The organism is Streptomyces sp. NPDC004266, assembly GCF_042874095.1.
GTDB lineage: Bacteria > Actinomycetota > Actinomycetes > Streptomycetales > Streptomycetaceae > Streptomyces.
In genome coordinates this window covers 458,916-484,180 of record NZ_JBIAMM010000002.1, presented here as the reverse complement: position 1 = coordinate 484,180, position 25,265 = coordinate 458,916, and the positions used below count along the sequence as shown (strand labels likewise).

The window sequence follows — 25,265 nt, the reverse complement described above, 5'->3', positions numbered from 1 at the left end:
AGCGGCCCTTGAGCTTCTTTGATCATGCAGAAACGTGCCTGTCAACGCCTGCATATGCGACCGTCCCGACCGCCCCTCATCGCCCTACTATCGGCTCGCCATGACAGCAGCAGGGAAGCACCAGGTGAGCCGGGCACAGACCCGGGGAAGCCGGCAGGGCCGGGCAGGCATCCGGGACGTGGCCGCCGCCGCCGGGGTCTCCATCACGACTGTCTCCGACGCGCTCAACGGCAAGGGCCGACTCCCGGACGCCACCCGCCGCCACGTCCGCGAGGTCGCCGACAGGCTGGGCTACCGCCCATCCGCGGCGGCCCGCACGCTCCGTACCGGCAAGTCGGGACTCATCGGCCTGACCGTGACCACGTACGGGGATGAACCTTTCACCTTCACCGAATTCGCGTACTTCGCGGAGATGGCCAGGGCAGCCACGTCGGCGGCGCTCGCCCGGGGCTACGCCCTGGTCATCCTCCCCGCCACCTCCCGCCATGACGTCTGGTCGAACGTCGCCCTCGACGGCACCGTCGTCATCGACCCCTCCGACCACGACCCGGTCGTCACCGAACTGGTCCGCCAGGGCCTGCCCGTCGTCTCCGACGGACGCCCCGCCGGCACCCTCCCGGTCACCGCCTGGGTCGACAACGACCACGAAGCCGCCGTCCTCGACCTGCTCGACCACCTCGCCGCCGCCGGCGCCCGCCGGATCGGCCTCCTCACCGGAACCACCACCGACACGTACACCCGCCTGTCCACCACCGCGTACCTCAACTGGTGCGAACGGGTGGGCCAGGACCCCGTCTACGAGGCCTATCCGGCGCACGACCCGTGCGCGGGCGCCGTCGCGGCCGACCGGCTGCTCGCCCGCCCGGACCGGCCCGACGCCGTGTACGGCCTCTTCGACCCCAACGGAACCGACCTCCTCGCGGCCGCCCGCCGCTACGGACTGCGCGTCCCGGACGACCTGCTGCTGGTCTGCTGCAGCGAGTCGACCGTCTACGCCACCACCGAACCGCCCATCACCACGCTCTCGCTCAAGCCGCGCCGGATCGGCACGGCCGTCGTCCAGCTCCTCATCGACGCCATCGAAGGGATCGACACCGACGGTCCGGTCGAACGGGTGATACCGACCGAACTCATCGTCCGCACCTCCTCACAGCGGCGTTCGCCACGCACCACCGTCAGCCCGCCACGCTCACCGGCAAAGGACTGACCCCACGGGCGGCGGCCCGTCGAACCCGCCGCCATCCGAACCGCCGTCCCCGTCCCTGCCCGTGGGCGGGGACGGGGAAACCGATCGCCGCACCGGGTTCACCCCTGGACTGGACCTTCACAATTCGGGCGAAACAATCGGAGAACCCGGAGTGAACCCGGATTCACCACCCCTGGTGCGTCACACGGAAGGGCCCTCATTCCTATGATGGGCGGACGACACCGCGGACCACCCCGACCAGGCCGGTCCGCGATGTGCAGGGCATCGCGACGGTGGTGGAGGGGTCGATGACTCAGGGGGCCGGTCAGGAGCCCGTGGTGCGCACGGCGACATTGCGTGACTTCCGCGTACCGCCGTACGCCCGCGTGCCCGTGCAGGGCCACGCCGCCGAGCCGCCGTCCCCGGAGAAACCGCCGACGGCCCCGCCGGGCGAGCCCGCTCCGGGCGAGCGCCCGGCTCCCCCCGCGTACCCGGCGTCCGCCGAACCCCTCCCCCCGGTCGCCCCCTCCCCGGTCGAGGCCGTCCCGGTGCCGACCCCGCCGGTCGAGGCCCTCCCGGCCGAGGCGCCCCCGGGCGCGCCCGCCACCCCTCCGCAGGCCGCCCCGCCCGCCGCACAGCTCCCGGCCACGCCGCAGGCACCCGCGCCCGCCGCACCTCTTCCGGCCGCCGCGCCGCAGGCACCCGTGCCCGCCACGCCGCCGACGGCCCCCATGCCCGCCGATCCGACCCTCCACCTGGGGCACCGCCTCGCCCCGGCGTACGCCGCCCCGGCCGGCTCCTCCATCGTCTCCGTCGCCACCGGCCACCCGGGCAACGCCTTCCCCGGGAGCGAGCCGCCCGAGGGGTACACCCCGACCGAGCGCGACCTCCCCGTCATCAACCGCGGCGACACCGTCCAGGTCCCCGTCGCCCCCGAACCGGCCCCCGCCCCGGAGCCCGCGAACGGCGACGGACCCGGCCCCCTCTACGTCGTCGGCGACGTCCACGGCTACCTCGACGAGCTCCTCGCCGCCCTGCGCGCCCAGGGCCTCATCGACGAGAACGGCGGCTGGTCCGCGGGCAACGCCCGGCTCTGGTTCCTCGGCGACTTCACCGACCGCGGCCCCGACGGCATCGGCGTCATCGACCTCGTCATGCGCCTCTCCGCCGAGGCCGCCGCCGCCGGCGGCTACTGCAAGGCCCTCATGGGCAACCACGAGCTGCTGCTGATCGGCGCCAAGCGCTTCGGCGACACCCCCGTCAACTCCGGCGCGGGCACCGCCACCTTCCAGGCCGCCTGGCTGCTCAACGGCGGCCAGAAGCACGACATGGACCGGCTCCAGGACGTCCACCTCCAGTGGATGTCCCGGCTCGACGCCGTGGTGCGCGAGGACGACCACCTCCTCGTGCACTCCGACACCACCGCGTACCTCGAATACGGCCAGACCATCGAGGACGTCAACGACACGGTCCACGAGATCCTCAACCGGAACGACGCCGACGAGGTCTGGGACGTCTTCCGGAAGTTCACCAAGCGCTTCGCGTTCCGCGACGACGGCGGCCCTCAGGCCGTCCAGGAACTGCTCGCCACCTACGGCGGCCGCCGGATCGTGCACGGCCACAGCCCCATCCCGTACCTCCTCGGCCAGGTCGGCGCCGAGGACGGCGAGGACAGCGCGGGCCCGGTCGTCGACGGACCGCACGTGTACGCCGACGGTCTCGCGATCGCCATGGACGGCGGAGTGACCATGGCCGGAAAGCTACTGGTCGTCCAACTCCCCCTGAACGGCTGACGCATAACGCTGCGCATCCGGGGAAGTCGATTTCCGGAAAGACCCTGTCAGGCCGTGGTGTCGCCGCAATACCATCGGGTCATCCGTAGCAGGCTCTCCTCCGTTTCCGCCCGACCGGCCGCTTCCCACGGCTGATCCGGGCCTACGGCGCATCGGGGGATGCACATGAACGTGGCTCCGCACCTGCTGACCGAGGACCGCGCCGAGTACGAGCGGGTCCTCGACGACGCACTGAGCACCGCCCACGCACGTCCGGATCTCGCCGGAATCGGAACGAGGCTCACGGTCGTGCAGCTGCGCGCCATGACGATGAACGCGACAGCGCTCATCACCACCGCCGCGGCCCTGGAGTACGACCACTTCGTGAAGGTCCGCGAGCAGAACCGGGCGGCCCTCGGGACCCGGACGCCCCCGGCGGAACCGGGCGCGGACACCGGTGCGGGCGCCGGCGTCGTCGCCGTCGTCACCGTGCTGCTGCCCGTCCTCGCGGGCACCGCCGCCGCGATATTCCTGCTGGTCGGCGGGGTCCTGCACGCCCTCGCGCCCACCCTGGCGTTCGGCGAGACCCTGCTGACGGCAGGCCTCGTCTTCGCCGCCCTCGCCGCCGCCGGCCTGCTCTCCGCGGGCGTCGGCCTCCTCGTGACCGCCCTGCGCAACCGGCCGGCCGCGGCGGACGGGGCCGCCGCGGCCGACGACGAACTCTCCCTCGCCAGGGAGGCCTGGCGCCGCGCCCTCCTGGAGCGCGGCATCCTCCCCTTCCTCCGCGACGCCCTCGCCGCCGCGGCGCCCCCGGATCCGGCGGCGCCGGACCCGGCGGCGCCGGACCCGGCGGCGCCCTGAGGAACGGCGGGCCGGGGGCCGCCCGATCAGCCGTTCCTCACTGCCGGGCCGTCAGCACCACGCCGAGCCATCGTGGCTCGCAGTCACATCCAGGCCGTACTCCATGGCATTCGCCCGAGGCTCCCCCTCCATGTCGTAGGAGCTCGGGAACCACACCGACAGATAAGCGGTGACGGTTCCGTACGGCTTGGAGAAACACAGGCCGTCATCGCGCCTGTCATGGTCCGGCTGCCATCCGCCCTTCGCCGCCATGGCACGGTAGAAGGCGAGCAAATCCTCACGGGCACCCATGTGCTCATAGTGCTGACCGGCGGCGGCGAAGCCGTCGTCCTCGTCACAATCCGAGTAGCGCTCGCCCGACTTCCGTGCATCCGGCGGGCGGACATCGAGGATGGCGAACGTCGCCAGCTCGTCTGCCAGCTCCTCGTCCCTGAAGGTGCAGCCGTAGAGCCCCCCGGAGACGGCCCAGACACCAGTCACGCCACAACCCGCCAGGACGGTGAGACCCAGCAGCCCAGACACGATCGCCTTCCGAACCTTCATGACGCGGAGCCTAGCGATCACCTCCAGGTACGCGGCATCAGGCAGAGCGACCAGCGGGCCGGCGGGCGACAGGGCCCGGACCGGTGACGACGCGCTGCTCTGGGAGGCCCCTTCCCCTCCCGGAGCGGCGCGCTCGTCGGTCTGCCCGGTGTCAGTCCGCCAGCGGCAGGTAGACCCGGTTGCCCGAAGCCGCGAACTCCTTCGACTTCTCCGCCATGCCGGCCTCGATCTCCTGCTGCGTACCGCCGTGCTCACGCCGGATGTCCTGGGAGATCTTCATCGAGCAGAACTTCGGGCCGCACATCGAGCAGAAGTGCGCGGTCTTCGCGGGCTCCGCCGGCAGCGTCTCGTCGTGGAACTCGCGCGCGGTGTCCGGGTCGAGCGCCAGGTTGAACTGGTCCTCCCAGCGGAACTCGAACCGCGCGTCCGAGAGCGCGTCGTCCCACTCCTGCGCGCCCGGGTGACCCTTGGCCAGGTCCGCCGCGTGCGCCGCGATCTTGTACGTGATGACGCCGGTCTTCACGTCGTCGCGGTTCGGCAGGCCCAGGTGCTCCTTGGGCGTGACGTAGCAGAGCATCGCCGTGCCCCACCAGGCGATCATCGCGGCACCGATGCCGGAGGTGATGTGGTCGTACGCGGGCGCGACGTCGGTGGTCAGCGGGCCGAGCGTGTAGAACGGCGCCTCCTCGCAGATCTCCTGCTGGAGGTCGATGTTCTCCTTGATCTTGTGCATCGGGACGTGCCCGGGGCCCTCGATCATCGTCTGCACGTTGTGCCGCTTGGCGATCGTGTTGAGCTCGCCGAGGGTCTTCAGCTCGGCGAACTGCGCCTCGTCGTTGGCGTCCGCGATCGAGCCGGGGCGCAGGCCGTCGCCGAGCGAGTACGTGACGTCGTACGCCGCCAGGATCTCGCAGAGCTCCTCGAAGTTCGTGTAGAGGAAGTTCTCCTTGTGGTGCGCGAGGCACCAGGCGGCCATGATCGAGCCGCCGCGCGAGACGATGCCGGTCTTGCGGCGCGCGGTGAGCGGCACGTACGGCAGGAGCACGCCGGCGTGCACCGTCATGTAGTCGACGCCCTGCTCGGCCTGCTCGATGACCGTGTCCTTGTAGATCTCCCAGGTCAGCTCCTCGGCCCTGCCGTCGACCTTCTCCAGGGCCTGGTAGAGCGGCACGGTGCCGATCGGCACGGGGGAGTTGCGCAGCACCCACTCGCGGGTGGTGTGGATGTTGCGGCCGGTGGACAGGTCCATGACCGTGTCGGCGCCCCACTTGGTCGCCCAGGTCATCTTCTCCACCTCCTCCTCGATGGAGGAGGTGACGGCGGAGTTGCCGATGTTGGCGTTGACCTTCACCAGGAACCGCTTGCCGATGATCATCGGCTCGATCTCCGGGTGGTTCACGTTCGCCGGCAGCACGGCGCGGCCCGCGGCGATCTCCTCCCGCACGACCTCGGGGGAGACGTTCTCGCGGATCGCGACGTACTCCATCTCCGGGGTGATCTCGCCCCGGCGGGCGTACGCGAGCTGGGTCACCGCCTGGCCGTCGCGGCCGCGGCGCGGCAGGCGGGGGCGGCCGGGGAAGACGGCGTCGAGGTTCTTCAGCCCACCGCCGCGCGGGGAGGTGTGCTTGATGCCGTCGTCCTCGGGGCGGACCGGGCGGCCCGCGTACTCCTCGGTGTCGCCGCGCGCGATGATCCAGTTCTCGCGCAGCGGCGGAAGGCCCCGCCGGACATCGGTGTCGATGGCGGGGTCGGTGTACGGACCGGACGTGTCGTACAGCGTGACGTCCTTGCCGTTGGTGAGGTGCACCTGGCGGACGGGCACCCGGAGGTCGGGGCGCGATCCCTGGACGTACCCCTTGTGCCAGCCCGGCGTGCGCTCCTGCCCGTCGGCCTGGTTCTGGTCGGAGGCAGGCGTGCGTGCATCCTGAATGGTCATGAGACCGATCTCCCTACGCCGGCATTACCCGGTAACAGGTTCGGCGGTCGGCGCAGCCTCTTCCCGTACGCGCGTACGGTGATCAGCGCCCTCTCAGCCCGGTGCTCCGAGCTCCCGCGTGTGCAAAGGTGCCACCACGCTAGCGCCCTCCCTGGCGTGCTGAACAGTGGGCCCCCGTCGTTCTTGCGATGATCGGCCGGTGACTTCCCCCCAGCAGCCCCTCGAGCCACACCACGACGCCCACGACCCCGGACACGGACACGGAGCCGGATCCGGACACGGTCACGGATCCGGAGGAGGGCACGGACACAGCCACAGCCATGGACCCGCCGCCCCGGTCTCGCGGCATCTGCGCAAGGTCATCGCCGCGATCCTGATCCCCTTCGCCACCGCCGTCCTCGTCGGACTCGCGGTCCTGTGGCCGGGCGGCACCCCGGCGCACGAGCGCACCGGCGTGGGCTTCGACCGGCAGACCCAGCAGGGCCAGGTCGTCTCCGTCGAGCACGTCGACTGCAAGACCGTGAACGCCGCTCAGGTCCCGCCGACCGGCGACACCTCCACGCCGGAGGGGCGCGAGGCCGTCGACGCCCGGCAGGGGCAGTGCGAGAAGGCGACGGTCGAGGTCACCAGCGGTCCGGACAAGGGACGCAGGTTCGTCGAGATCGTGCAGCCGGACGCGCCGCGCCAACTGCACGAGGGGCAGGGCGTGGTGGTGGCGTACGCCCCCGACGCCCCGCACGACCTGCAGTACTCGGTGACCGACGTGAACCGCAAGGTGCCGCTGGCGCTGCTCGCCGGCATCTTCGCCGTCGCGGTCGTGGTGGTCGGCCGGATGAGGGGAGTGATGGCGCTCGTCGCACTCGCCGTGAGCTTCCTCATCCTCACCTACTTCATCCTGCCGGCGATCCTGGAGGGGTCGAACCCGCTGGTCGTCGCGGTGGTCGGATCGAGCGCGATCATGCTGATCGCGCTCTACATGTGCCACGGGCTCTCGGCCCGCACCTCGGTCGCCGTGCTCGGCACGCTGATCTCGCTGCTGCTGATCGGTCTGCTCGGCTCGCTCTTCATCGGCTGGACGGCGCTCAGCGGCAACACCGACGACTACACCGGCCTGATCCACGGTCTGTACCCGGAGATCGACATGTCCGGCCTGCTGCTCGCCGGGATCATCATCGGTTCGCTCGGCGTGCTCGACGACGTGACGGTCACTCAGACGTCGGCGGTCTGGGAGCTGCACCAGGCAGATCCGGGCATGGGGCCGCGCGGCCTGTACCGGGCAGGGATCCGGATCGGCCGCGACCACATCGCCTCGGTCGTGAACACGCTGGTGCTGGCGTACGCGGGTGCCGCCCTGCCGCTGCTGCTGCTCTTCTCCATCGCCCAGAGCAGCATGGGCACGGTGGCCAACAGCGAACTGGTCGCCGAGGAGATCGTCCGGACCCTGGTCGGCTCGATCGGTCTGGTGGCGTCCGTTCCGGTCACCACGGCGCTCGCGGCCCTGGTGGTCTCCGCCGACCGTCCGGCGTCCGGGGGCGGGAAGCCGGCGGTGGTACGGGGAGGTCGGCGCCGCCGCGCCAAGTGAACCGCCGTCCTGGGGGATCGGGCCGGATCAGGCGGGGTCGGCTCGCGCGGGGCCGGCTCAGGCGGGGCCGGCGTTCTCTTCGGCCAGGATCCGGCCCAGTGCGGCCTCCAGGTGGTCCTCGAAGTCGCCGAGGGTCCGTTCCTGGCCGAGCGGAACCAGCTTGTCCGTTCGGTCGAGGAAGGCGACCAGCGGCGGCGCGCTGGCACGGAACAGCGCGCGATCGCCGCCCACCTGGAGTCGGATGGAGACGTCCGAGAGCCGCTCGGGCTCCGTCGGGGCGATGTGCACGTCGCCGTCCCCGCTCGGCCGGTTGATCCCGTCGAGCAGCAGTTCCCTCCCGAACGCCCAGGTCACAGGGGCGTCTCCGGGAAGGTGGAAGGTCATCCGCACCGCGTAGGGATCCCGGGTCTCATACCGGAGTTCGACCGGGATCTTGAAGGAGAGCTCCTCGGAGACGAGGAAGCTCATCAGGACCTCGGCCTGAACCGACTCTCGCATCGTGTACCCCGCAGTAGATGAAGCAGTTGTGTGAACACAGGGGCTGAAAGCTGTGACCTAAACGGCCAGGAATGATCCCCCATGGCCCTCTTGACGCAATCGTGCTGTAAGCACTAGCAGATCACAAGGAGTGATTTTTCAGATACTGATAGAGAGCGCGAGGGAACCGAAGAGCCTTCCGATCTCTTTGCGTAGTCGTTCCACTGCGGGGAGCAACCGTTCTTCCTGGTGAAGAGGGAGGGAAATCGCCACCGCGGCCGCCATGGAGCCCGCGGTGACGGGGATTGCGGCACAGACCGTGCCCAGCGCATATTCCTGCCGCTCCACCAGGGGCTCCATTCGCCCCAAACCATCCAAACGCTCCAAAAGGACACGGCGATTACGCACCGTGTACGGAGTGATGGCCTCCACCGGGTGGCGGTCGAGGTGGTCTTGACGAGATTTCAGATCGAGTTGACTCAGCAGGCACTGCCCGATCGCATGGGCGTGCGCGGTCTCGCGGAAGTCGGCCCATTCCTCCACCGCGGGGGCGGAGGGGGTGTCGGCGACGGCGACGAGCTCGATCTCGCCTTCGCGGTAGAAGGCGAAGTAGATGGGTACACCGATCTCGTCCCGCCAGCGGGCAAGGGAGTCTTCGATCTTGATGCGACGATTCTGCACAGCTCCGCCGCCGGCCAGTCGGACGGCGGCGTCGCCCAGGACGAACACACCCTTGTCACGGCGCAGATAGCCCTCGTGCGTCAGGGTGCGGAGCAGGTGGTAGGTGGTGGGCAGCGGAAGGCCCGTCTCGCGGGCGAGCTGTTTCGCGGGGGCGCCCTCCGCGTGGGAGGCCACGGCCTCCAGGAGTCTCAGCGCCCGCTGCACCGATCCGATCAGGGTAGGCGCTGCCGTCTGCGTAGCCATGGCCAAAGGTCACCCCCAGGCGTGAGGACGGGTGCAGTGCACCCGCCCGCGGGGGCCGCCCCCGCGCGCCCGCCGGGCCTGGGAAACCGCTGGTCAGTATGGAGGTCTACGCCTGTAGTCCCCATCGCGGCGGAGAGATTCCACTCTAGTGGCAGCCCCGGGGCCCATACCCTGTTCGGCCAGGGCGTTCCCCCGCCCGGGCTAACGCCCTCCACCGCCCCCTGGCGATCAGCAGCTTGTGCTACCAGTCCTCGCGCGACCTGGCGGAGGAGCTGAACTTCCGCACGACGTAGACCAGTCCGGCGACGAGGGCCACGAAGAGCAGCACCTTGAAGAGCAGACCGACCACGAAGGTGAGGACGCTGGTGATCAGCCCGCCGAAGACGAGCAGGGCGAGAACGGGTATGGCGACCCACTTCACCCACCAGGGCATCCCCGCGAGAATCTCCCGTACGGCCATCGTCCCTACCTCGCTCTCGAAGAACCGCGCACTCCGCGCCGAACACCCTCAAGGCTAGGGGCGGGAGGCAGCCCGTGGGGGCCCCGCGGCCCCCGCTCTCCCCTGATCCGCCCCCTAGGGGCTCGGCCCCCGTGCCCGGAGCCCCCTCAGGGTTCCGGTTCGGCCCGCCCGTCGGCGCCGGCCCTCCGGGTCCGGCTCGGCCCCGCCCCCGCTCGCCCCCCGCGCCCGCTCAGCCCTCCGGCGGCGAGAAGACCACCATGACCCGCAGGTCCTCGCTGATGTGGTGGAACCGGTGCTCCACCCCGGCCGGCACGTAGACCACGCTGCCGCGCGCCACCTGGGTCGTCTCCGTCCCGACCGTGATCGCCGCCCGCCCGCTGACCACGAAGTACACCTCGTCCTGGCCGTGCGGCTGCTGCGGATCGAGTTCCCCGGCATCGAGCGCGTACAGGCCCACCGACATGTTCCGCTCGCGCAGGAACTGGAGGTACGCCCCCTTGTTCGCGGCGCGCTCCGCCTCCAGTTCGTCCAGCCGGAATGCCTTCATCGCCCGCTCGCCCCTGCCGTCGGCCCGATCATGTCTGCCACGATCAGACACATGATGAATTTCGTAGTCAAGACGCTCGCGAACGCGGGCGCCCTGGGAGTCGCCATCTGGCTGCTCCAGGACATCACCCTGACCGGTGAGAGCACCGGCAAGAAGGCCCTGACCCTCATTCTCGTGGCCCTCGTCTTCGGGCTGGTGAACTTCCTGGTCAAGCCGGTCGTCAATCTCCTGACGCTTCCCCTCTTCATCCTGACGCTCGGCCTGATCACCCTGGTGGTCAACGCCCTGATGCTGCTCCTCACGTCCTGGCTGGCCGAGCAGCTCGACCTCAGCTTCCACGTGGAGGGCTTCTGGACCGCCGTCCTGGGCGGTCTGATCATCTCCGTCGTCTCGTGGGCGCTCAACGTCGTCCTCCCCGACGGCGACTGAGTGGGGATCATGAGCTACCGCGTCTGCTTCGTCTGCACGGGCAACATCTGCCGCTCGCCGATGGCCGAGCACGTCTTCCGCCGCCGGGTGGAGGAGGCCGGCCTCGGCGGTCTGGTGGAGGTCGACAGCGCGGGCACCGGAGGCTGGCACGAGGGCGACGGGGCCGACCCGCGCACGGTCACCGTCCTCGACGAGAACGGATACACCTCCGAGCACGTCGCCCGGCGGTTCCGGCCCTCGTGGTTCCCCGCCCTCGACCTGGTGATAGCCCTGGACGAAGGGCATCTGCGGGAGCTCCGGGCGCTCGCCCGCACCCCCGACGAGGCGGCGAGGATACGACTCCTGCGCTCCTACGACCCGGCCGCCGGCGCCGGGCTCGACGTCCCCGACCCCTACTACGGGGACCGCGGGGACTTCGAGGAGTGCCTGGAGATGGTGGAGGCCGCGAGCGAGGGACTGCTCGCGGCCGTACGCGCGGAACTGGAGGAACGGACACCGTGAAGGACGACGAACTCGGCGACGGCACACGGGCGGTACGGGCCGGGCTGCCCGAAGCCGTGAAGTACGAGCCGACCCTGCCGGGGCCGGTCTTCGCGGCCCACTTCCACCTGCCGGGCGAGCCGACCGGCCCGTACACCTACGGCCGCGACGAGAATCCCACCTGGACCCACCTGGAGCGGGCGATCGGCGAGCTGGAGGCGCCGGGGGAGGAGGGCGTGGAGACGCTGGTCTTCGCCTCCGGCATGGCCGCGATCTCCGCCGTCCTGCTCTCCCAGCTCAAGGCCGGCGACGCGGTGGTGCTGCCGGCCGACGGCTACCAGGCCCTGCCCCTGCTGCACGAGCAGCTGCGGGCGTACGGCGTCGAGGTCCGTACCGCGCCGACCGGCGGCGACGCCCAGCTGTCCGTACTGGACGGGGCCCGGCTGCTGTGGATCGAGAGCCCGTCCAACCCCGGTCTCGACGTCTGCGACATCCGCCGACTGGTGCGGGAGGCACACGCGGCCGGCGCGCTCGTCGCCGTCGACAACACCCTCGCCACACCGCTCGGCCAGCGCCCGCTGGAACTGGGCGCGGACTTCTCCGTCGCCAGCGACACCAAGGGCATGACCGGGCACGGCGACATCCTGCTCGGCCACGTGAGCTGCCGGGACCCCCGGCTCGCGGCGGACGTACGGCGCTGGCGCAAGATCGTCGGTGCCATCCCCGGCCCCATGGAGGCCTGGCTCGCCCACCGGTCGCTCGCCACGCTCCAGCTGCGGATCGACCGGCAGTCCTCCACCGCTCTGGCGCTGGCGCGGACGCTCGCCGAGCGCGCGGACGTGACCGGACTGCGGTATCCCGGACTGCCCGACGACCCCTCGCACGCGGTGGCCGCCCGGCAGATGCGGCGCTTCGGCCCGGTGGTCTCCTTCGAACTGGCGGACCGGGAGCGGGCCGAGCGGTTCCTGGAGGGGCTGCGGCTCGTCGACGACGCCACCAGTTTCGGCGGCGTGCGCTCCACGGCGGAGCGGCGCGGGCGCTGGGGCGGGGACGCGGTGGCGGAGGGCTTCATCCGCTTCTCGGTCGGAGCCGAGGATCCGGAGGACCTGGTCGCCGATGTGCTGCGCGCCCTCGACGAGGCCGGGAGTCACGGCTGAGACCGGTGGCCCCGCCCGCGGCGCACGCGGAGCGGGGCGCTCCGAGCCTCCCCCCTCGTGGCTCGGAGCGCCCTCGGTCTCCCACGCGGAAACCGCCTGCACAAGGCTAGTTGACTGAGCGTCAGTGTCCAATCACGGTAGCGACAGCGACCTATCGACTTATTTATAGTTGGACGTTCCTGAGGCGCAGTCAGCCGACCGCGTGAGTCGAACGGCCACGGGGCCGGGAGGGAGCGGACATGGATCTGGCCCTGCTGCGCACGTTCGTCACGGTGCACCGGGCCGGTTCCTTCACCCGCGCCGCCGCACTCCTGGGCCTCTCCCAGCCCGCCGTCACCAGTCAGATCCGCACGCTGGAACGACAGCTCGGACGGCCGCTCTTCCTCAGAAGGGCGCGCGGAGTCACCCCGACCACCATCGGCGACGAACTCGCCCACCGCGCGGCACCCCATCTGGACGCCCTCGTGGAGATCGCCGAGACCGGGCTCGCCGAGGAGAGCGGCGTCCGCACCCTCCACATCGCCGGCCCCCCGGAGTTCACCGCGCTCCGCGCGCTGCCCGCGCTCACGCCCCTGGTCGGCCAGGGGCTCGCCGTGCGGGCCTCCTTCCTCGGCGACACGGAGGAGATCCTCGACGGGCTCGCCGCCGGTCACCACGACCTGGCCCTCGCGACCGCCCGCCCCCGGGGCGGCCTGCTGGTCTCCACCCCGCTCTGCGACGAGGAGCACGTCCTGGTCGCGGCCCCGAGCTGGGCCGCCCGGCTCTCCCCCGAGGTGCTCCTGAGCAAGGGCGCGGTGCTCCTGGAACGACTGCCGGTGGTCGAGGTCCACGAGTCGCTGCCGTTCGTCTCCCGCTACTGGGCGAGTGTCTTCGAGGCCAAACCGGCGGCGGCCGCCACCGTCATCGCCCCCGACCTGCGGGCCGTGCGGGACTCCGCCGCCTCCGGCGCCGGGCTCGCCGTCCTGCCGCGCTACCTGTGCGAGGAGGCTCTGCGGCAGGGGCACCTCGTGGCGCTGCTCGACCCCCCGGTCCCTCCGCTCCGGACCTACTTCCTGGTCGTGCGCACGGGAACGCTCGCGCTGTCCCCGCTCGCCAGGGCCCACGAGGAACTGCTGCGGGCAGCCGGGAACTGGTGAGTTTCAGGACACCTCGGACGGGCCATTTTCTTCCCATGACCGAACGGCCCGTGATCAAGCGCACCGCACGCGCCATCCTGCTCGACGGGGACGATCTGATCCTCATCAAGCGGACCAAGCCCGGCATGGACCCCTACTGGGTCACGCCCGGCGGCGGCGTGGAGCCCACCGACTCCACCGTCGTCGAGGCCCTGCACCGCGAAGTGCTCGAAGAGCTCGGCGCCAAGATCACCGATGTGGTGCCCTGCTTCGTCGACACCGTCGAGCACATCGTCGACGGCGGGGTCTCCGGGGTGAAGGTCCAGCACTTCTTCGTGTGCCGGCTCGGCTCCATGGACCCCTCCCTGCGGCACGGCCCCGAGATCGAGGAGCCCGTCGGCGAGTACGAGATCGTCCGGGTGCCCTTCAGCCGGGTCGGCATCGCCGCCGTGCACCTCGTCCCGCTCTCCCTGCGCCACTACCTCGACGGCAACATCGAGGGCGTCCTCGCGATGCACGCCCCCGACCTGGGGTAGGGCCGGTCCTCCGGAGCAGGCCCTAACCGGCCGTGGCGGGGGCGAGCTCCGCGAGGAAGTCGTGACGGATGCGGTCCGAGGGGACTCCCGCCCCGCGCAGCGCGTCGACGCCCCGACGGACCATGTCGAGCGGCCCCGAGAGGTAGGCGTCCCGTTCGTTCCACGGGCCGTAGCGGCAGACGGCGTCCGGGAGCCTTCCCTGCTCCTCGGTGACCGGGTGGACGGAGAGCCAGGGGAAGGTCCTCTGGAGCCGCAGCATCGTGTCGATGTCGTAGAGGTCGTGACCGCTGCGCGCCCCGTAGAAGACGTCGACCGGCCGCCGGTCCCCGTGCTCGGCGACGTCCTCGACCAGCGCCTTGATCGGCGCTATCCCGGTGCCGCCTCCCATGCAGAGCAGTCCGGTGTCCGTGGAGTGGTCGACCGTCATGGAACCGGCCGGCGGACCGAGCCGCAGCACGTCCCCGGGGCGCGCCCGGTGCACCAGCGCGTTGGACACCCAGCCGGCCGGGACGGCCTTGACGTGGAGGGAGAGCAGCCCGTCCGGCCGGGGTGCCGAGGCGAAGGAGTAGTGGCGCCATATCCGGGGCCACCACGGGGTCTCCAGCGTCGTGTACTGCCCGGCGAGGAAGGGGTACGGCTGGTCGGGTCTGAGCGTGACGACGGCGATGTCCGGGGTGCGCAGGTCGTGGGAGACCACCTCGGCCTGCCACCAGGCGGGCGCGGTGCGCTCGTCCTCCGCGGCCGAGTCGATCATGATCTGGGAGATCGTCGTGTACGTGCGGACCCAGGCCGCCTCGGTCTCCTCGTCCCAGCTCTTCTCCGCGTACCGCTCCAGAGCACCCATGAGGGCCTCGCCGACGGCCGGATAGTGGTCCGCCCTCGTCCCGTACTTCCGGTGCCCCCTGCCGAGGTTCTCCAGGTACGCGGTGAGGACCGGAGCGTCGTCCATGTGCTCGGCCGCCGTCAGCAGGGCCTTCAGGAGCCGGTCCCGCTGGGTGTCCATGGCCGCGGGGAACATCTCGCGCAGCTCGGGGTGCCGGACGAAGAGCAGGGCGTAGAAGTACGAGGTCACCCGGCCGGCGACCGGTGCGATCTCCGCCAGCGTGCGCCGGACGAGTACGGCGTCGGCGGAGGGTCCCTCGGATGTCCGGGGTTCCGTTCCCTCTGCTTCCGGGGGCTCCCGCTCGTACGTCGTGGTGGTCGGAGCATCCATCATGTGCCTCGCCTCGCGCTGGCCGGCTTCCGTGACCGCAGCATGACGCTTCCCACCGGCGCTTCGGACCGAAAGTGGCGTTCTCGGGCCATAGGCCCGGTTTTCTGGCTAGGCTGCGCTGTTTCGGACCAGGGCGTAGGCCTCGCGCAGGTCTCCCCCGGAGTAACTGTGGCGGGAGAGCCCGGCGAGATGGTGGTCCGCGTTCACGGCCACCGTCTCCGGCACGATCGCGAAGAGCTCCGCGTCGGACATCGAGTCCCCGTACGCGACGCAGTCGGCGGGGTCCACCCCGTACCCCGCGCAGAGCTCCCTCGCGATGCGCACCTTCGCGCGCGCGTCGAGAATGCCCGGCCGGTGGACCGGCTCGGTGAAGGGGACCGCCGGCCAGAGCGACCCGTGGGTCGAGTCGGCGCCCCAGTCGAGAAGCCGCTCGACGAAGAAGTCGGGCGAGAGGGAGATGACCGCGCAGAGGTCTCCCCGCGCCCGGATGTCCGCCCAGACCTCGCGGATGCCCGCCAGCCAGGGCGCTCCCTCGAAGGCCGCCGCGACCTGCTCCAGGGTGAGCGCGGACCACAGCTCGCGGGCCCGGACGGCGAACTCGTCCGGCGTGAGCCCCCGCAGAAATCCCTCTTCCAGGGCGGCGATCTCCTCCATCAGGTCCAGTTGCCGGGAGATCTCCACCGCGGCGGCCGAGCCCCTGATCAGGGTGCCGTCGAGGTCGAAGAGGTGCAGTCGTCGCGTTCGGGGTTTCACGTGAAACATCGTCCGGGTGCCACCCGACGGAATCAACGGCTCCTCGGGTATCGGCCGGAGAGGTCGGCCGGATCCGGTAAAGAGGTGGACGGAAGATCGCCGCGTCGGACAGCCTGAAAGGCATGCCTACCTCCCCCGCCTCCCTCACACAGCTCCCGGTCCGGCGTCTCACCTCGGAGGACCTTCTCGCTTGCGCCGATCTCTCCGAGAACCGGGGCTGGCCGCGCGAGGAACACAAGTGGGGCCTGCTGCTCGCCGCCGGCACCGGCTACGGCATCGACGATCCCGACGCTCCGGGCCTCGCCGCCTGCTGCGTGGTCACCTCGTACGGCCCCGGCCTCGCCGCGATCGGCATGGTGCTCGTCGCCGAGCGGTACGCACGCCAGGGCGTGGGACGCCGGCTCATGCGGCACGTCCTGGCGGAGGCCGGGGACACCCCGCTCACGCTGTACGCCACGGCGAACGGGCAGCCCCTGTACGAACAGCTGGGCTTCACCGAGACCGGCCGGTCCGAGATGGTGCGCGGACGCTTCACCTTCACCGCACCCGCCCCGGACGTTCCGGTCCGTCCGGCGACGGCCGAGGACCTCCCGGCGATCCTGCGCCTGGACCACGAGGTCTTCGGTCTCGACCGCACCCACGTCATCGCCCGGCTCCCCGCCTTCGCGGATCACCTCAGGGTCGCGGAGGAGGACGGCGGGATCACCGGCTTCGCGGCCGCCTGGCCCAACATGGACACCCATGTCATCGGCCCCCTGCTCGCCCGGGACCCGGGCACGGCGAAGGCCCTGATCGCCTCCCTGGCCGCCGCCACCGACCGACCGCTGCGCACGGACATCGACGTACGGCACGCCTCCCTGCTGAGCTGGGCGAAGGAGAACGGCATCGACACGATCGCCACCACGTCGGTGATGATCCGCTCCCTGTCCGATCTCCCCGGCGACTGGCGCCGCCGCTTCGCTCCCCTGACGGTCGCCGCCGGATAGATTTACTTGCAGACGCCCATTATTTCGTCCCTTCGTCTACCCTGGGCCGAGAGCCGCACCGGCGCCGAGGAGACACCGAGGAGAGACATGACCGCGACGGACCCCGCACTCACCGCGCTCGCCCAGCGCTGGTGCGCCCTCTCCCTGCTGCACGGCAGGATCGAGTCCCACATCGAGCGCGCCCTGGAGTCCGGCCACGGTCTGAGCGTGCGGGAGTACTCGCTGCTCGACGTCCTCAGCCGCCAGCACAGCGGCCCCGGCGGCCACCTCCAGATGAAGCAGGTCGCCGACGCCGTCGTGCTCAGTCAGAGCGCCACCACCCGGCTCGTCACCCGCCTGGAGGACCGCGGTCTGCTCACCCGGTACCTCTGCGCCACCGACCGGCGCGGCATCTACACCGACGTGACCGAGGCCGGCCAGAAGCTCCTCGAAGAGGCCCGTCCCACCAACGACAGCGCGCTGCGCGAGGCCCTGGACGAAGCCGCGAAGAACCCCGAGCTGGCCCCTCTGGTCCAGGTCGTGGAGGGCGTGGGCGTGCCCGTGTGAGCCCGAACGCCGGGGCAGGAGCGCCCCGGCGTTACGCTGCGGGGCATGAGCGATCTTGAGATACGCCCCGCCACCGCGGAGGACCTCCCGGCCGTCGTCGCGATGCTCGCCGACGACCCCCTGGGCGCACAGCGCGAGTCCCCCGACGACCTCGCCCCGTACCTCGTCGCCTTCGAGCGCCTCGCGAACGACCCCAACCAGCACGTCGTCGTGGCCGTCCGCGAGGGCAGGGTCGTCGGCACCCTCCAGCTGACGATCATCCCGGGACTCTCCCGACGGGGCACCACCCGCTCGATCGTCGAGGGCGTCCGCATCCACGCCGACGAGCGCGGCAGCGGCCTCGGAACGCAGCTCATCGAATGGGCTGTCGAGGAGTCGGGCCGCCAGGGCTGCCGGCTCGTCCAGCTGACCTCCGACGTCACCCGCACCGATGCCCACCGCTTCTACGAGCGTCTGGGCTTCGAGGCCTCCCACGTGGGTTTCAAGAAGAGCCTCTGAGGACGGGTTTCACGTGAAACAGCACGGTTTCACGTGAAACACCCCACAATCGCTCAGAGACCGCGCCAGCCCGCCTCGTCCACACCGCCCGGAACCGCGTCCTTCGGCTCGTACGGCTCCCGCGTGAAAACGAACGAGCCGAGGTCGAGATGGCTCACACTGCCGTCGGCGCGCCGCACCGCCCTGAGCGTCTCCCCCGCGTAGTAGCCGTTCAGGCCGACCCAGCCGCCCTCGGGCAGCGCCCGGAACCGGGCCCATCGCCCGGCACCCCGCAGCGGTTCGAGCACCACGCTCCGCTCGGGACCGAGCCGAAGCCCATAGGCGTACGTGCCCCAGTACCAGGGCCCCGTGAGGGACAGCAGCTCCTCGTCGACCTCGGCCTCGGGAAGGGGGCGCCACGGCTCCGGGAACCTGGGCTCCGCCTCCGCCACGATCCGCACGAGATCGGCGGCCACGGCCCCCACCAGGGGCCCCGAGGTGGCGTTGGAGAGGGCGATGCCCGCGAGGCCGTCCTCCACGCTCACCCACAGGGAGGCGACGAAACCCGGGAGGGAGCCGCTGTGGCCGATCAGGGTGCGGCCGTCCTTGCGCACCAGCTGGAGACCGAGCCCGTAGCTCCCCTCCCAGTCGCCTTCCCCGGCGGGAGAGGCCGGGGCGCGCATCTCCTCGACGGACGCCCTGGCGAGCACCCGCTCGTCCCCGGCCGCGAGGAAGGCGGCGAAGCGCGCGAGGTCGGCGGCCGTCGACCAGAGCTGCCCGGCCGACGCCATCAGACCGAGGTCCTCGGACGGCTCGGGCAGCATGACGTCGGCCCAGGGGTGCACCGCCCAGCCACCCGCGTGCGGAGCGACGGGATCGACCGTCGTACGGCCCATCTCCAGCGGATCCAGGATCTCGCGCCGCAGCGCCTCTTCCCAGGACACCCCCCGGACCGCCTCGACCAGCGAACCCAGCAGCGTGTAGCCGGGGTTGGAGTAGTGGTGCCGGCGCCCCGGCGACTGGAGGAAGGGCTGCTCCCCCAGGACGTCGGAGAGTTCGGGGCGCAGGGCGGCCGAGGACCGCTCCCACCACGGGCCGGGCGTCTCGGCCGCGAGACCGCCGGTGTGGCCCAGGAGTTGGGCGATCGTCACCTCGCCGACGCCCGTTCCCTTCAGATGGCGTTCCAGCGGATCGTCGAGCCCGAGCAGGCCCTCGTCCCGGAGCCGCATCACCAGGACGGCGGTGAACACCTTGGTGATGGACCCGATCCTGAACTGGGTGTCGGCGTCCGGCGCGTGGCCGTCCACGCAGCTGCGCGAACCACTCCAGACCAACGCTCCGTCACGGACCACCGCCCCCACCAAGGACGGCGCCCGCCCCTCGGACTGGGCGACAGCGACGCGGTGCAGCAGAGCCCGCTCGGTACCGGGCAACAGGGTTTCGAAAGATGTCGTCATGGAGCCCATCCAACGCGAATGTCGCCCGCGGTACTGATCCGTTTTCCTCGGGTCAGGTCTGGGCCATGTCCACGAAACGCGAGTAGTGGCCCTGGAAGGCCACGGTGATCGTGGCCGTCGGACCGTTACGGTGCTTGCCCACGATGATGTCCGCCTCGCCCGCGCGCGGTGACTCCTTCTCGTAGGCGTCCTCGCGGTGCAGCAGGATGACCATGTCGGCGTCCTGCTCGATCGAGCCGGACTCACGCAGGTCGGAGACCATCGGCTTCTTGTCGGTGCGCTGCTCGGGACCACGGTTCAGCTGGGAGAGCGCGATCACCGGCAGTTCCAGCTCCTTGGCGAGGAGCTTCAGGTTTCGCGACATGTCGGAGACCTCTTGCTGACGGCTCTCCTGCCGCTTGGAACCGCCCGACTGCATGAGCTGCAGATAGTCGATGATGACGAGCTTCAGGCCGTTGCGCTGCTTGAGCCGGCGGCACTTCGCGCGGATCTCCATCATCGACAGGTTCGGGGAGTCGTCGATGTACAGCGGGGCCTGGGAGACGTCCGGCATCCGGCGGGCGAGTCGCGTCCAGTCCTCGTCGGTCATCGTGCCGGAGCGCATGTGGTGGAGCGCGACCCGGGCCTCGGCCGAGAGGAGACGCATGGCGATCTCGTTGCGGCCCATTTCGAGGGAGAAGATGACGCTGGGCAGGTTGTGCTTGATGGAGGCCGCCCGGGCGAAGTCCAGGGCGAGGGTCGACTTACCCATGGCGGGACGGGCCGCGATGATGATCATCTGGCCCGGGTGCAGTCCGTTGGTGAGCGAGTCGAGGTCCGTGAAGCCGGTGGGCACACCGGTCATCTCGCCGCTGCGGGAGCCGATCGCCTCGATCTCGTCGAGCGCCCCCTCCATGATGTCGCCGAGCGGCAGGTAGTCCTCGGTGGTGCGCTGCTCGGTGACGGCGTAGATCTCTGCCTGGGCCGAGTTCACGATCTCGTCGACGTCTCCGTCGGCCGCGTACCCCATCTGCGTGATCTTGGTGCCGGCCTCCACGAGGCGGCGCAGGACCGCGCGCTCGTGGACGATCTCCGCGTAGTACGAGGCGTTGGCCGCGGTCGGGACCGACTGGACCAGGGTGTGGAGGTAGGAGGCGCCGCCGACGCGGGTGATCTCGCCGCGCTTGGTGAGCTCGGCGCCGACCGTGATCGGGTCGGCCGGCTCGCCCTTGGCGTAGAGGTCGAGGATGGCCGCGTAGACGGTCTCGTGCGCGGGCTTGTAGAAGTCGTTGCCCTTGATGATCTCCACGACGTCCGCGATGGCGTCCTTGGAGAGCAGCATGCCGCCGAGGACGGACTGCTCGGCGTCGAGGTCCTGCGGGGGAACGCGTTCGAAGGCGGAGAGCCCGCCGTCCCAGGGACCGTCTCCGCCCCGCTCGTGCTGGTCGTCGCGGCCGCGGCCACGGCCGCGTCCCTCGCCACGGGTACGGGTGGGCAGCCGGTCGCTCGGTCCGCTGTCGGCCCAGGGGTCGTCCATGGGCTCGGGAACGCTCACCAAGCCACCTCCTCCCGTCCGCTCCGCGGACCTCGCCGTGCCACTCTTTCTTATGCCACGCCTTGATCGACGAGTGGCTTCGCGACCGCTTCTGGCGCGTCGGGCGCCGGACCACGGTAGGCCTGTGGAGAGCCCCAGCCAATCTGGTTATCCACAGGCCCTGTGGGTTACGGGCCAGATGCTGTGGAGAACTCCCCAGATCCTGTGCACGGAGCGGGGGACAGCCATGTGGACAAACTCATAACACCCCCGCCCTCACCCATCTGACCTGCACTTTTCCCATCCACGGGCTGTGGGGGAGAAAAAGTTGTCCACCGGGACCAAGATCAGAACAAACGGCCCACACCCGAAGCCCCGCGCCAGCCCCAAGTAAGGATCGCCAATGCATTGCATCACTTACCTGTGGAAGATTAGATTGAGCTCATGACTCAGGCCCCCGCGACCTCCAAGGCCGTCCGCCGACAGCACGACCGCGAGATCGTCTCCCTCGCCCTGCCGGCGTTCGGCGCACTCGTCGCCGAGCCGCTGTTCCTCATGGTCGACAGCGCCATCGTCGGGCACCTCGGCACACCTCAGCTCGCGGGCCTCGCGATCGCCGCGGCACTGCTCTCCACCGCCGTCAGCGTCTTCGTCTTCCTCGCCTACGCCACCACGGCCGCCGTCGCCCGGCGGGTGGGCGCGGGCGATCTCCAGGCCGCCATCCGGCAGGGTATGGACGGCATCTGGCTCGCGCTCCTCCTCGGCGCCGCCGTCGTGGCGCTGACCCTGCCCACGGCACCGGGGCTCGTCGACGTCTTCGGCGCCTCGGACACCGCCGCTCCGTACGCCGTCACCTACCTCAGGATCTCCAGCCTCGGAATCCCCGCCATGCTGGTGGTCCTGGCCGCCACCGGCGTCCTGCGCGGCCTCCAGGACACCCGCACACCGCTCTATGTGGCCATCGCCGGCTTCGCGGCCAACGGCGCGCTCAACGCGGGTCTGGTCTACGGCGCCGGCCTGGGCATCGCCGGCTCCGCGTGGGGCACGGTCATCGCCCAGTACGGCATGGCCGTCGCCTATCTCGTCGTGGTCGTACGAGGCGCCCGGCGCCACGGTGCCTCCCTCCGCCCCGACCCGGCCGGCATACGCGCCTCCGCCCAGGCCGGCGTCCCCCTCCTGGTCCGTACGCTCTCCCTGCGCGCGGTCCTGATGATCGCCACGGCCGTCGCCGCCCGGCTCGGGGACGCCGAGGTCGCCGCCCACCAGATCATCCTGTCCCTGTGGAGCCTCATGGCCTTCGCGCTCGACGCGATCGCCATCGCGGGCCAGGCCATCATCGGCCGCTACCTCGGCGCGGACGACGCCGACGGGGCACGCCAGGTCTGCCGCCGCATGGTCCAGTGGGGCGTGCTCTCGGGGGCGGTGCTCGGCGCGCTGCTCATCGTCGCCCGGCCCCTGTTCGTGCCGCTCTTCACCGGCGACACCGCCGTGCAGGACACCCTGCTCCCGGCCCTGCTCGTGGTCGCGCTCTCCCAGCCGGTCTCCGGGGTCGTCTTCGTCCTCGACGGCGTCCTGATGGGCGCGGGAGACGGCCCCTACCTGGCCTGGGCGATGCTGCTCACGCTGGCGGTCTTCGCCCCGGTCGCCCTCCTGGTCCCGGCGCTCGGCGGCGGACTGACCGCGCTCTGGTGGGCGATGACCCTGATGATGACGGTCCGGATGGGAACCCTCTGGTTCCGCATGCGCTCCGGCCGCTGGATCGTCACGGGCGCCACCCGCTGAGGGCCCACCCGTTTCACGTGAAACCGCAGAAGGAGAAGCGGCACAGGAAAGCAGCAGACGAAGGAGAAGCGGACGAAGACAGCGGAAGGGCCGCACCCCGAGGGGTGCGGCCCTTCCTCACTGCTGAGCGCAGACTGCCGAGGGCAGCGTTACGCGGCGACGACCTCGATGCCGAGCTTCGCGGCAACCTCGGGGTGCAGACGCACGGACACCTGGTGCGAGCCCAGGGTCTTGATCGGCGAGCCGAGCTCGACGCGACGCTTGTCGACGTCGGGGCCACCCGCGGTCTTGATCGCCGAGGCGATGTCGGCCGGGGTCACGGAGCCGAAGAGACGGCCGGCGTCGCCGGAGCGAACGGCCAGGCGCACCTTCGTGCCCTCGAGCTGGGCCTTGATCTCGTTGGCCTGCTCGATGGTCGCGATCTCGTGGATCTTGCGGGCGCGGCGGATCTGCGCCACGTCCTTCTCGCCACCCTTGGTCCAGCGGATCGCGAAACCGCGCGGGACCAGGTAGTTGCGAGCGTAGCCGTCCTTGACGTCGACGACGTCGCCAGCGGCACCGAGGCCGGAAACCTCGTGGGTGAGGATGATCTTCATTTTTCGGTCACCCTTCCCTTATCGCGCGGTGGACGTGTAGGGCAGCAGCGCCATCTCACGGCTGTTCTTCACGGCCGTGGCGACGTCACGCTGGTGCTGCGTGCAGTTGCCGGTCACGCGGCGGGCACGGATCTTGCCGCGGTCGGAAATGAACTTCCGCAGCATGTTCGTGTCCTTGTAGTCCACGTACGCGGTCTTGTCCTTGCAGAACGCGCAGACCTTCTTCTTAGGCTTGCGCACAGGCGGCTTCGCCATGGTGTTTCTCCTGTGTGATCAAGAAGTGGGGGTACGAGCTGCTTCGAGGGCGTGCCCTAGAAGGGGGGCTCGTCCGAGTAGCCGCCGCCGGAGTTTCCACCCCAGCCGCCACCGCCGCCGCCCTGCTGGCCGCCGCCGGAGGGGCCGCCGGTCGCCCACGGGTCGTCGGCGGGAGCACCGCCGCCGCCCTGCTGGCCACCGCCGCCGGAGTTTCCACCCCAGCCGCCACCGCCGCCGCCCTGCTGGCCGCCGCCGTATCCACCCTGGCCGCCGCGACCGGTGGTCTTGGTGACCTTGGCCGTGGCGTTCTTGAGGCTGGGGCCGACTTCCTCGACGTCCAGCTCGTAGACCGTGCGCTTGACGCCCTCACGGTCCTCGTAGGACCGCTGCTTCAGCCGGCCCTGCACGACGACGCGCATGCCTCGCTGGAGCGACTCGGCGACGTTCTCCGCCGCCTGACGCCAGACCGAGCAGGTGAGGAAGAGGCTTTCGCCGTCCTTCCACTCGTTGGTCTGACGGTCGAAGGTGCGGGGGGTGGACGCGATACGGAACTTCGCGACCGCCGCACCGGACGGGGTGAAGCGCAGCTCGGGGTCGTCGACAAGATTGCCGACGACCGTGATGACGGTCTCGCCTGCCATGGGGGAACCTCTCGGCGGGTTTGCTTCTGGCTGCTGTGTTGCTACTCGAACCCGATGACCTCTGAGCTAGAAGCTCAGTGGGTCTCGGGACGGAGGACCTTGGTCCGGAGGACCGACTCGTTCAGGTTGAGCTGGCGGTCGAGCTCCTTGACGACCGCAGGCTCGGCCTGCAGGTCGATGACCGAGTAGATGCCCTCGGGCTTCTTCTTGATCTCGTAGGCGAGACGACGACGGCCCCAGGTGTCGACCTTCTCGACCTTTCCGTTGCCCTCACGGACGACGGAGAGGAAGTTCTCGATCAGCGGGGAGACAGCGCGCTCCTCGAGATCGGGGTCGAGGATGACCATCACCTCGTAGTGACGCATGTGGAACCCACCTCCTTTGGACTCAGCGGCCACGGTCGTTCCGTGGCAGGAGGGTCGTGATGCGTGAGCAACGGTATCCGCCGCCACTGACAGTCCCCCTCGGCGAGCGAGGAGCGCTGTCGGGGATCCCGGAGGGACCTGGGCAGACACCGGCGCAGCTGTACAGAGTACCCGCACATCTGCCTGCGGTTGAAATTCCCCCGGGAGGGGACGCAATCTGTACACAACGGATGTGGGCGGCGCTAGGATGCGCCGCCTTCCGGTAGCCACGCCAGGAGGTGCCCCATGGCACAGGCAATGCGACCCGACCCCGGCCACTCGCTCTTCGCGACCGACGGCAAACCCCACCCGCTCCAGGACGCCCTGATGGGCGTGACGCTGGTCCTGGGGATCCTCGCCTTCGTCACGGCGCAGTTCCACAACCTGCACCTGCTGAGCTCCTGGTCGGGTCTGATCGGCATCCTGACCGGCGCGTACGGACAGTTCATCTCCGTGACGACGCGCGAGCGCTTCCTGATGATCATCGGACTCGGCGCCTCGGCGGTCGGCTTCTACCTCGGAATGGCGCACGGCGGCCTCTTCGGCTGAGACCGACCGCGCGTCGGCGCACACACACCCATTCGGGGCGCTCTCCGGTCACAGTAGGCTTCGGCGCGAGAGCCGGAGCCCCTGACCG

The 25,265-nt window shown here is 70.6% G+C and carries 28 protein-coding genes and 1 riboswitch; of the genes, 14 read left to right on the top strand and 14 right to left on the bottom strand.

Annotation, left to right across the window (positions count from 1 at the left end; all coding sequences use genetic code 11):
* Positions 1-100: 100 nt before the first annotated feature.
* The 3 genes from ACFYUZ_RS06985 to ACFYUZ_RS06975 all read left to right on the top strand — a co-directional run bounded on the left by ACFYUZ_RS06985 (position 101) and on the right by ACFYUZ_RS06975 (position 3,819).
* A complete protein-coding gene (locus ACFYUZ_RS06985) occupies positions 101-1,207 on the top strand; it encodes a LacI family DNA-binding transcriptional regulator (protein WP_030685682.1) in 1,107 nt (368 codons plus the stop codon).
* Between the two features lie 287 nt (positions 1,208-1,494).
* Positions 1,495-2,979 (top strand): metallophosphoesterase, encoded by a 1,485-nt coding sequence (locus ACFYUZ_RS06980; protein ID WP_389306824.1) that lies wholly within the window; start codon positions 1,495-1,497, stop codon positions 2,977-2,979.
* A 165-nt stretch (positions 2,980-3,144) separates the two neighbouring features.
* Positions 3,145-3,819 carry a hypothetical protein gene (locus ACFYUZ_RS06975; RefSeq protein WP_389306823.1) on the top strand — a complete coding sequence of 225 codons (675 nt, stop codon included), beginning with the start codon at positions 3,145-3,147 and terminating at the stop codon, positions 3,817-3,819.
* A 51-nt stretch (positions 3,820-3,870) separates the two neighbouring features.
* Here the strand turns inward: ACFYUZ_RS06975 and ACFYUZ_RS06970 are convergent, their stop codons facing one another.
* Complete coding sequence (locus ACFYUZ_RS06970) at positions 3,871-4,362, bottom strand: hypothetical protein (protein ID WP_389306822.1); 492 nt, start codon at positions 4,360-4,362, stop codon at positions 3,871-3,873.
* A 151-nt stretch (positions 4,363-4,513) separates the two neighbouring features.
* A complete protein-coding gene (gene thiC / locus ACFYUZ_RS06965; RefSeq protein ID WP_389306821.1) occupies positions 4,514-6,298 on the bottom strand; it encodes a phosphomethylpyrimidine synthase ThiC in 1,785 nt (594 codons plus the stop codon).
* Positions 6,292-6,426: riboswitch (TPP riboswitch) on the bottom strand. It overlaps the preceding gene by 7 nt.
* Before the next feature lie 71 nt (positions 6,427-6,497).
* On the opposite strand from thiC, the gene ACFYUZ_RS06960 reads away from it, so the two are divergent.
* Positions 6,498-7,880 (top strand): YibE/F family protein, encoded by a 1,383-nt coding sequence (locus tag ACFYUZ_RS06960; protein WP_389306820.1) that lies wholly within the window; start codon positions 6,498-6,500, stop codon positions 7,878-7,880.
* 57 nt (positions 7,881-7,937) lie between these two features.
* On the opposite strand, the gene ACFYUZ_RS06955 is transcribed toward ACFYUZ_RS06960, so the two are convergent.
* From ACFYUZ_RS06955 to ACFYUZ_RS06940, 4 genes are all read right to left on the bottom strand, one after another.
* Positions 7,938-8,378, bottom strand: a complete 441-nt coding sequence (locus tag ACFYUZ_RS06955; protein ID WP_086823848.1) for an SsgA family sporulation/cell division regulator — start codon at positions 8,376-8,378, stop codon at positions 7,938-7,940.
* A 138-nt stretch (positions 8,379-8,516) separates the two neighbouring features.
* Positions 8,517-9,281: an IclR family transcriptional regulator gene (locus tag ACFYUZ_RS06950; RefSeq protein WP_389306819.1), complete on the bottom strand. Its 765-nt coding sequence runs from the start codon at positions 9,279-9,281 to the stop codon at positions 8,517-8,519.
* Between the two features lie 241 nt (positions 9,282-9,522).
* Entirely contained in the window at positions 9,523-9,741 is a 219-nt protein-coding gene (locus tag ACFYUZ_RS06945) for a DUF5326 family protein (protein ID WP_123453633.1), read from the bottom strand.
* A gap of 229 nt (positions 9,742-9,970) precedes the next feature.
* Complete coding sequence (locus ACFYUZ_RS06940; protein WP_366037105.1) at positions 9,971-10,288, bottom strand: cupin domain-containing protein; 318 nt, start codon at positions 10,286-10,288, stop codon at positions 9,971-9,973.
* Between the two features lie 51 nt (positions 10,289-10,339).
* Here ACFYUZ_RS06940 and ACFYUZ_RS06935 point away from each other — a divergent pair, with 51 nt between their 5' ends.
* The 5 genes from ACFYUZ_RS06935 to ACFYUZ_RS06915 all read left to right on the top strand — a co-directional run bounded on the left by ACFYUZ_RS06935 (position 10,340) and on the right by ACFYUZ_RS06915 (position 14,005).
* A complete protein-coding gene (locus ACFYUZ_RS06935) occupies positions 10,340-10,717 on the top strand; it encodes a phage holin family protein (RefSeq protein ID WP_389306817.1) in 378 nt (125 codons plus the stop codon).
* A gap of 9 nt (positions 10,718-10,726) precedes the next feature.
* Positions 10,727-11,218, top strand: coding sequence for a low molecular weight protein-tyrosine-phosphatase (locus tag ACFYUZ_RS06930; RefSeq protein ID WP_389306816.1), 492 nt, complete (start codon positions 10,727-10,729; stop codon positions 11,216-11,218).
* Entirely contained in the window at positions 11,215-12,354 is a 1,140-nt protein-coding gene (locus ACFYUZ_RS06925) for a cystathionine gamma-lyase (protein WP_389306815.1), read from the top strand. The genes ACFYUZ_RS06930 and ACFYUZ_RS06925 overlap by 4 nt, the downstream gene beginning before the upstream one ends.
* 239 nt (positions 12,355-12,593) lie before the next feature.
* Entirely contained in the window at positions 12,594-13,490 is an 897-nt protein-coding gene (locus ACFYUZ_RS06920; protein WP_389306814.1) for a LysR family transcriptional regulator, read from the top strand.
* Between the two features lie 35 nt (positions 13,491-13,525).
* Positions 13,526-14,005, top strand: coding sequence for an NUDIX domain-containing protein (locus ACFYUZ_RS06915; protein WP_389306812.1), 480 nt, complete (start codon positions 13,526-13,528; stop codon positions 14,003-14,005).
* 22 nt (positions 14,006-14,027) lie between these two features.
* Here the strand turns inward: ACFYUZ_RS06915 and ACFYUZ_RS06910 are convergent, their stop codons facing one another.
* Both ACFYUZ_RS06910 and ACFYUZ_RS06905 read right to left on the bottom strand, forming a co-directional pair.
* On the bottom strand, positions 14,028-15,221 hold the full coding sequence (locus ACFYUZ_RS06910) for a globin domain-containing protein (RefSeq protein WP_389306811.1): 1,194 nt from the start codon (positions 15,219-15,221) through the stop codon (positions 14,028-14,030).
* A 105-nt stretch (positions 15,222-15,326) separates the two neighbouring features.
* Complete coding sequence (locus ACFYUZ_RS06905; protein WP_389306810.1) at positions 15,327-15,980, bottom strand: HAD family hydrolase; 654 nt, start codon at positions 15,978-15,980, stop codon at positions 15,327-15,329.
* Positions 15,981-16,093: 113 nt separating this feature from the next.
* Here ACFYUZ_RS06905 and ACFYUZ_RS06900 point away from each other — a divergent pair, with 113 nt between their 5' ends.
* From ACFYUZ_RS06900 to ACFYUZ_RS06890, 3 genes are all read left to right on the top strand, one after another.
* Positions 16,094-16,957 carry a GNAT family N-acetyltransferase gene (locus ACFYUZ_RS06900; RefSeq protein ID WP_389306809.1) on the top strand — a complete coding sequence of 288 codons (864 nt, stop codon included), beginning with the start codon at positions 16,094-16,096 and terminating at the stop codon, positions 16,955-16,957.
* A gap of 87 nt (positions 16,958-17,044) precedes the next feature.
* Positions 17,045-17,503, top strand: coding sequence for a MarR family winged helix-turn-helix transcriptional regulator (locus ACFYUZ_RS06895; RefSeq protein WP_389306808.1), 459 nt, complete (start codon positions 17,045-17,047; stop codon positions 17,501-17,503).
* A gap of 45 nt (positions 17,504-17,548) precedes the next feature.
* Complete coding sequence (locus ACFYUZ_RS06890) at positions 17,549-18,001, top strand: GNAT family N-acetyltransferase (RefSeq protein WP_389306807.1); 453 nt, start codon at positions 17,549-17,551, stop codon at positions 17,999-18,001.
* A gap of 53 nt (positions 18,002-18,054) precedes the next feature.
* On the opposite strand, the gene ACFYUZ_RS06885 is transcribed toward ACFYUZ_RS06890, so the two are convergent.
* Positions 18,055-19,437, bottom strand: coding sequence for a serine hydrolase domain-containing protein (locus tag ACFYUZ_RS06885; protein WP_389306806.1), 1,383 nt, complete (start codon positions 19,435-19,437; stop codon positions 18,055-18,057).
* A gap of 52 nt (positions 19,438-19,489) precedes the next feature.
* Entirely contained in the window at positions 19,490-20,971 is a 1,482-nt protein-coding gene (dnaB, locus tag ACFYUZ_RS06880; protein WP_190155405.1) for a replicative DNA helicase, read from the bottom strand.
* Positions 20,972-21,394: 423 nt separating this feature from the next.
* Here dnaB and ACFYUZ_RS06875 point away from each other — a divergent pair, with 423 nt between their 5' ends.
* Complete coding sequence (locus ACFYUZ_RS06875; RefSeq protein WP_389306805.1) at positions 21,395-22,732, top strand: MATE family efflux transporter; 1,338 nt, start codon at positions 21,395-21,397, stop codon at positions 22,730-22,732.
* A gap of 149 nt (positions 22,733-22,881) precedes the next feature.
* On the opposite strand, the gene rplI is transcribed toward ACFYUZ_RS06875, so the two are convergent.
* From rplI to rpsF, 4 genes are all read right to left on the bottom strand, one after another.
* A complete protein-coding gene (rplI, locus tag ACFYUZ_RS06870; protein WP_030685731.1) occupies positions 22,882-23,328 on the bottom strand; it encodes a 50S ribosomal protein L9 in 447 nt (148 codons plus the stop codon).
* An 18-nt stretch (positions 23,329-23,346) separates the two neighbouring features.
* On the bottom strand, positions 23,347-23,583 hold the full coding sequence (rpsR, locus tag ACFYUZ_RS06865) for a 30S ribosomal protein S18 (protein WP_005315025.1): 237 nt from the start codon (positions 23,581-23,583) through the stop codon (positions 23,347-23,349).
* Between the two features lie 56 nt (positions 23,584-23,639).
* Positions 23,640-24,224, bottom strand: coding sequence for a single-stranded DNA-binding protein (locus tag ACFYUZ_RS06860; RefSeq protein ID WP_123453610.1), 585 nt, complete (start codon positions 24,222-24,224; stop codon positions 23,640-23,642).
* Positions 24,225-24,298: 74 nt separating this feature from the next.
* Positions 24,299-24,589, bottom strand: coding sequence for a 30S ribosomal protein S6 (rpsF, locus tag ACFYUZ_RS06855; RefSeq protein ID WP_015034882.1), 291 nt, complete (start codon positions 24,587-24,589; stop codon positions 24,299-24,301).
* Positions 24,590-24,874: 285 nt separating this feature from the next.
* Here rpsF and ACFYUZ_RS06850 point away from each other — a divergent pair, with 285 nt between their 5' ends.
* Complete coding sequence (locus ACFYUZ_RS06850) at positions 24,875-25,177, top strand: hypothetical protein (protein WP_123453608.1); 303 nt, start codon at positions 24,875-24,877, stop codon at positions 25,175-25,177.
* Positions 25,178-25,265 lie beyond the last annotated feature (88 nt).

Bases quoted from the DNA above. Each gene is read 5' to 3' on its own strand.
- ACFYUZ_RS06985 (WP_030685682.1), top strand. From the start codon at position 101: ATGACAGCAGCAGGGAAGCACCAGGTGAGCCGGGCACAGACCCGGGGA.
- ACFYUZ_RS06980 (WP_389306824.1), top strand. From the start codon at position 1,495: ATGACTCAGGGGGCCGGTCAGGAGCCCGTGGTGCGCACGGCGACATTG.
- ACFYUZ_RS06975 (WP_389306823.1), top strand. From the start codon at position 3,145: ATGAACGTGGCTCCGCACCTGCTGACCGAGGACCGCGCCGAGTACGAG.
- ACFYUZ_RS06970 (WP_389306822.1), bottom strand. From the start codon at position 4,362: ATGAAGGTTCGGAAGGCGATCGTGTCTGGGCTGCTGGGTCTCACCGTC.
- thiC (WP_389306821.1), bottom strand. From the start codon at position 6,298: ATGACCATTCAGGATGCACGCACGCCTGCCTCCGACCAGAACCAGGCC.
- ACFYUZ_RS06955 (WP_086823848.1), bottom strand. From the start codon at position 8,378: ATGCGAGAGTCGGTTCAGGCCGAGGTCCTGATGAGCTTCCTCGTCTCC.
- ACFYUZ_RS06950 (WP_389306819.1), bottom strand. From the start codon at position 9,281: ATGGCTACGCAGACGGCAGCGCCTACCCTGATCGGATCGGTGCAGCGG.
- ACFYUZ_RS06945 (WP_123453633.1), bottom strand. From the start codon at position 9,741: ATGGCCGTACGGGAGATTCTCGCGGGGATGCCCTGGTGGGTGAAGTGG.
- ACFYUZ_RS06940 (WP_366037105.1), bottom strand. From the start codon at position 10,288: ATGAAGGCATTCCGGCTGGACGAACTGGAGGCGGAGCGCGCCGCGAAC.
- ACFYUZ_RS06935 (WP_389306817.1), top strand. From the start codon at position 10,340: ATGATGAATTTCGTAGTCAAGACGCTCGCGAACGCGGGCGCCCTGGGA.
- ACFYUZ_RS06930 (WP_389306816.1), top strand. From the start codon at position 10,727: ATGAGCTACCGCGTCTGCTTCGTCTGCACGGGCAACATCTGCCGCTCG.
- ACFYUZ_RS06920 (WP_389306814.1), top strand. From the start codon at position 12,594: ATGGATCTGGCCCTGCTGCGCACGTTCGTCACGGTGCACCGGGCCGGT.
- ACFYUZ_RS06915 (WP_389306812.1), top strand. From the start codon at position 13,526: ATGACCGAACGGCCCGTGATCAAGCGCACCGCACGCGCCATCCTGCTC.
- ACFYUZ_RS06910 (WP_389306811.1), bottom strand. From the start codon at position 15,221: ATGATGGATGCTCCGACCACCACGACGTACGAGCGGGAGCCCCCGGAA.
- ACFYUZ_RS06905 (WP_389306810.1), bottom strand. From the start codon at position 15,980: ATGTTTCACGTGAAACCCCGAACGCGACGACTGCACCTCTTCGACCTC.
- ACFYUZ_RS06900 (WP_389306809.1), top strand. From the start codon at position 16,094: ATGCCTACCTCCCCCGCCTCCCTCACACAGCTCCCGGTCCGGCGTCTC.
- ACFYUZ_RS06895 (WP_389306808.1), top strand. From the start codon at position 17,045: ATGACCGCGACGGACCCCGCACTCACCGCGCTCGCCCAGCGCTGGTGC.
- ACFYUZ_RS06890 (WP_389306807.1), top strand. From the start codon at position 17,549: ATGAGCGATCTTGAGATACGCCCCGCCACCGCGGAGGACCTCCCGGCC.
- ACFYUZ_RS06885 (WP_389306806.1), bottom strand. From the start codon at position 19,437: ATGACGACATCTTTCGAAACCCTGTTGCCCGGTACCGAGCGGGCTCTG.
- ACFYUZ_RS06875 (WP_389306805.1), top strand. From the start codon at position 21,395: ATGACTCAGGCCCCCGCGACCTCCAAGGCCGTCCGCCGACAGCACGAC.
- rplI (WP_030685731.1), bottom strand. From the start codon at position 23,328: ATGAAGATCATCCTCACCCACGAGGTTTCCGGCCTCGGTGCCGCTGGC.
- rpsR (WP_005315025.1), bottom strand. From the start codon at position 23,583: ATGGCGAAGCCGCCTGTGCGCAAGCCTAAGAAGAAGGTCTGCGCGTTC.
- ACFYUZ_RS06860 (WP_123453610.1), bottom strand. From the start codon at position 24,224: ATGGCAGGCGAGACCGTCATCACGGTCGTCGGCAATCTTGTCGACGAC.
- rpsF (WP_015034882.1), bottom strand. From the start codon at position 24,589: ATGCGTCACTACGAGGTGATGGTCATCCTCGACCCCGATCTCGAGGAG.
- ACFYUZ_RS06850 (WP_123453608.1), top strand. From the start codon at position 24,875: ATGGCACAGGCAATGCGACCCGACCCCGGCCACTCGCTCTTCGCGACC.